This window comes from Burkholderia dolosa (assembly GCF_902499135.1).
In the GTDB taxonomy this organism is placed as follows: domain Bacteria; phylum Pseudomonadota; class Gammaproteobacteria; order Burkholderiales; family Burkholderiaceae; genus Burkholderia; species Burkholderia dolosa.
The window spans coordinates 1-3,210 of record NZ_CABVPR010000132.1; the positions used below are offsets into that span (position 1 = coordinate 1).

The following is a 3,210-nucleotide window of genomic DNA, read 5'->3' on the forward strand; positions in this document are numbered from 1 at the left end:
CGCCCGCGTGGCCGCCGCCGTCGCCCGCATGCGCGACATGACCGGCGTCGGCCGCCCAGACGCCGGCCGTCGCGAAGCGCCGCACCGCGTACGCGTCGGCGATCTCGTCCGCGTCGCGCTCGACGCGCGCCGCGCGCGCATGCAGCGCCTTTTCGCCGGCCTTGTCGAGCTTGTCCTCCGCGGCCTTCGCCTTGCGCGCCGCGCGCTGCAGCTCGGCAAGCGTCGCTTCGTGGCCGCGATGCATGTGCGCGGCTTCGCTCACCGACGCGTTCGCCGCGCCGATGTGCCGATCGAACGTGCGCGTGTCGGACGCCGCGTTCTGCAGCGCGCGCGCCTCGCGCACGTCGTCGGCGAGCCGCGTCTGGATCGCCGCCTTCGCGGCGAGCTGCTGCGCGAGCTGCGCGTGCGCGGCGTCGAGCGCGCGGCGGCTCTGCGCGGCGACGTGCTGCTGCCGCGCGGCCGCGACGCGCGCGATCTGGCTGCGCATCTCGCGCACGCGCTTCAGGCGCGCGAGCGTCGCGAGCACACGGCGGTCGTCGGCTTCAGACATGATCGTTCGCCAGCCTCGTCAGCTTCGCGAGCAGCGCGTCGAAGCGCACGTCCTCGTGCTGCGCCTGCGCGCAGAACGCGCCGATCGCGTCGCGCGCGCGCAGCGCGAGATCGCCGAGCCGGTCGCTGCCTTCGCGATACTCGCCGATCTGCACGAGCAGCTCGATTTCCTGATACTTCGCGATCAGCTCGCGCACGCGCGCGGCCGCCTGCTGATGCGCGCGGCTCGCGACGAGCGGCATCACGCGCGACAGGCTCGCGAGCACGTCGATCGCCGGATAGCGGTTCGCGAGCGCGATCTTGCGCGACAGCACGATATGGCCGTCGAGGATCGAGCGCACTTCCTCCGCGATCGGATCGGATTCCTCGTCGCCTTCGACGAGCACCGTGTACAGCGCGGTGATCGATCCGGTCGCGCCCTGCCCCGCGCGCTCGAGCAGCCTCGGCAGCACCGCGAACGTCGACGGCGGAAAGCTGCGGCGCGTCGGCGGCTCGCCGCTCGCGAGGCCGACTTCGCGCTGCGCGCGCGCGAAGCGCGTCAGCGAATCGACGAGCAGCAGCACGCGCTTGCCCGCATCGCGGAAATGCTCGGCGATCGCGGTCGCGACGAGCGCCGATTTCACGCGCTCCATCGCCGGCCGGTCCGACGTCGACACGACGACGATCGAGCGCGCGCGCACGTCCGGCGACAGCGAATGCTCGATGAACTCGCGCACTTCGCGCCCGCGTTCGCCGACGAGCGCGATCACGTTCACGTCGGCCTGCGCGCCGCGCGCGATCATCCCGAGCAGCGTGCTCTTGCCGACGCCGGACGGCGCGAAGATGCCGACGCGCTGCCCGACGCCGAGCGTCATCAGCCCGTCGATCACGCGCACGCCGGTCGGAAACGGCGTGTCGATCATCCGGCGCGCGAGCGGATTCGGCGGATCCTGCTGCGTCGATACCCAGGTCGCGCCGGTCACCGGCCCGCGATCGTCGAGCGGCCGGCCGAGGCCGTCGAGCACGCGGCCGAACAGCGCGTCGCCGACCGGAAACACGTGCTCGCGCCCGGACGGCACGACGGTCGTCTCCGGCGACAGGCCGGCCACGTCGCCGAGCGGCGTGAGCAGCGTCGTCTGCCGCGAGAAGCCCACCACTTCGGCGAGCAGCGTCGGCTGGTTCGGCGTGCGCAGCTCGCAGATCTCGCCGAGCCGCGCGCGGATGCCCGTCGCGTTCAGGATCTGCCCGACCGCGTGATTGACGCGGCCCTGCACGGACACCGGCGAGAAGAACGCGAGCCCCGCATCGAGATCGCCGACCAGACGGCCGCGGTCGAACGGCACGTCGTCGTCGCCGCCGCCGAACGGCTGCGGATCGTCGAGCGGCGCGTTCATCGTGCGGCGCCCTTCAGCGCGTCGCGGCGGATCGCCTGGCGCAGCGCGTCGATCTGCAGGTCGAGGCTCGCGTCGATGCGGCCGGACGGCGTCTCGACCGTGCACGCGTGGCGCTCGAGCTGCGCGTCCTCGACGATGCGGATCTTCTGCCGGTTCGACTGTCCGGCGAACGCGCCGTCGAGCGCATCGCGCATCTCGTCCTGGCGGCCCGGCGCGACGCGCACGATCAGGAACGCCTCGTCGCGCACGAGCGGCACGATCCGCGCGAGCGCGGCTTCGTACAGCTTCTGCGTGCTCATCTCGCCGACGATCGCGCGCACGGCCTTCACGACGATCTCGGCCATCGCGTCCTTCATCGATTCCATCGTGCGCGCGGCGGCGAGCGCGTGCGTGTAGGTCTGCGCCGCATGCTCGCGCTGCGCGCGGCGCATCCCTTCGTCGTAGCCGGCCGCCTGCCGCTTGTCGAATTCGCGCTGCGCATCGGCGACGATGCGGGCGGCCTCGTCGCGCGCGGTCGCGATCACCGCGGACGCATCGAGCAGCGCCGCGTATTCGCGCTCCTTGAGCACCTTGCGCTCGGACAGCAGCTGCAGGTTGTCGCTCGTGATCAGAAAAGCCAGTCCCATGACGCGAGCCTCTCGGGAATCAGAAACAGGAACAGCAGTTCGCCGAACTGGTCGCGCTGCGCGCGGTTCAGCCAGTACGGCGCTTCGTCGTCGATCGCGCGATTGAACTTCAGCCGCACGCGCCGCGCGACCGCGTCGCCCGCCACGCCGATGAAGTCGGCGAGCAGCCGCCCGCCGCGCGCGCGGATCACGACCGGCAGCGCGGCCGGATCGGCGCGCCACGGCTCGAGCGTTTCGGCGAGCGCGTCGAATTCCGGCGCACGTTCGAGCGCGAGCTCGAGCGCATCGCCGCCGAGCTTCGCGGCGACTTCCGCCCGCACGCGGCGCACGCCGAGCGCGTTGCGCAGCCAGCCGCGATGCAGCAGCAGCCCCGCATACGACGCGAGCTGCTCGAGCGCGGCGCCGGGCAGCAGCGCGAGCCGCGCGCACGGGCTCGCGACGTCGAAGTCGTGCCGGTCGCCCACGCCGTTCGCATCGAGCAGATATCGCGCGAGCAGCTTGCGGCCGGCCGCGCCGAACGCGTCCGGCGACCGGTAGCGCGCGGGCCAGTCGGCCGGCACGCGCGTCACGTGCAGATAGCGGTCGGGCCGCAGATTGAAATCGCAGACGAGCGCGTGGAACGCCGCGCGCCGCGCGGCCGGCGGCGGCGCGAGCGGCTGCAG

4 protein-coding genes are annotated in these 3,210 nt (G+C 72.9%); all 4 read right to left on the minus strand.

Translation table 11 applies throughout. The features are described from left to right. Nucleotides 1–550 (minus strand): hypothetical protein (locus BUB20358_RS27750; RefSeq protein ID WP_174905175.1); only part of this gene is annotated, 550 nt, incomplete at its 3' end. Continuing rightward, the gene (sctN, locus tag BUB20358_RS27755; RefSeq protein ID WP_035974390.1) at nucleotides 543–1,922 is read right to left on the minus strand and encodes a type III secretion system ATPase SctN; all 1,380 of its coding nucleotides are present in this window, start codon (nucleotides 1,920–1,922) and stop codon (nucleotides 543–545) included. The genes BUB20358_RS27750 and sctN, both read right to left, overlap by 8 nt. Continuing rightward, entirely contained in the window at nucleotides 1,919–2,548 is a 630-nt protein-coding gene (gene sctL, locus BUB20358_RS27760; RefSeq protein WP_035974392.1) for a type III secretion system stator protein SctL, read from the minus strand. Before sctL ends, sctN begins: the two co-directional genes overlap by 4 nt. Continuing rightward, on the minus strand, nucleotides 2,530–3,210 hold a 681-nt coding region (locus BUB20358_RS27765; protein WP_437340535.1), incomplete at its 5' end, for a SctK family type III secretion system sorting platform protein. The genes BUB20358_RS27765 and sctL, both read right to left, overlap by 19 nt.

Excerpts from the sequence above, each read along its gene's own strand:
- sctN (WP_035974390.1), bottom strand. The coding sequence starts at position 1,922 with ATGAACGCGCCGCTCGACGATCCGCAGCCGTTCGGCGGCGGCGACGAC.
- sctL (WP_035974392.1), bottom strand. The coding sequence starts at position 2,548 with ATGGGACTGGCTTTTCTGATCACGAGCGACAACCTGCAGCTGCTGTCC.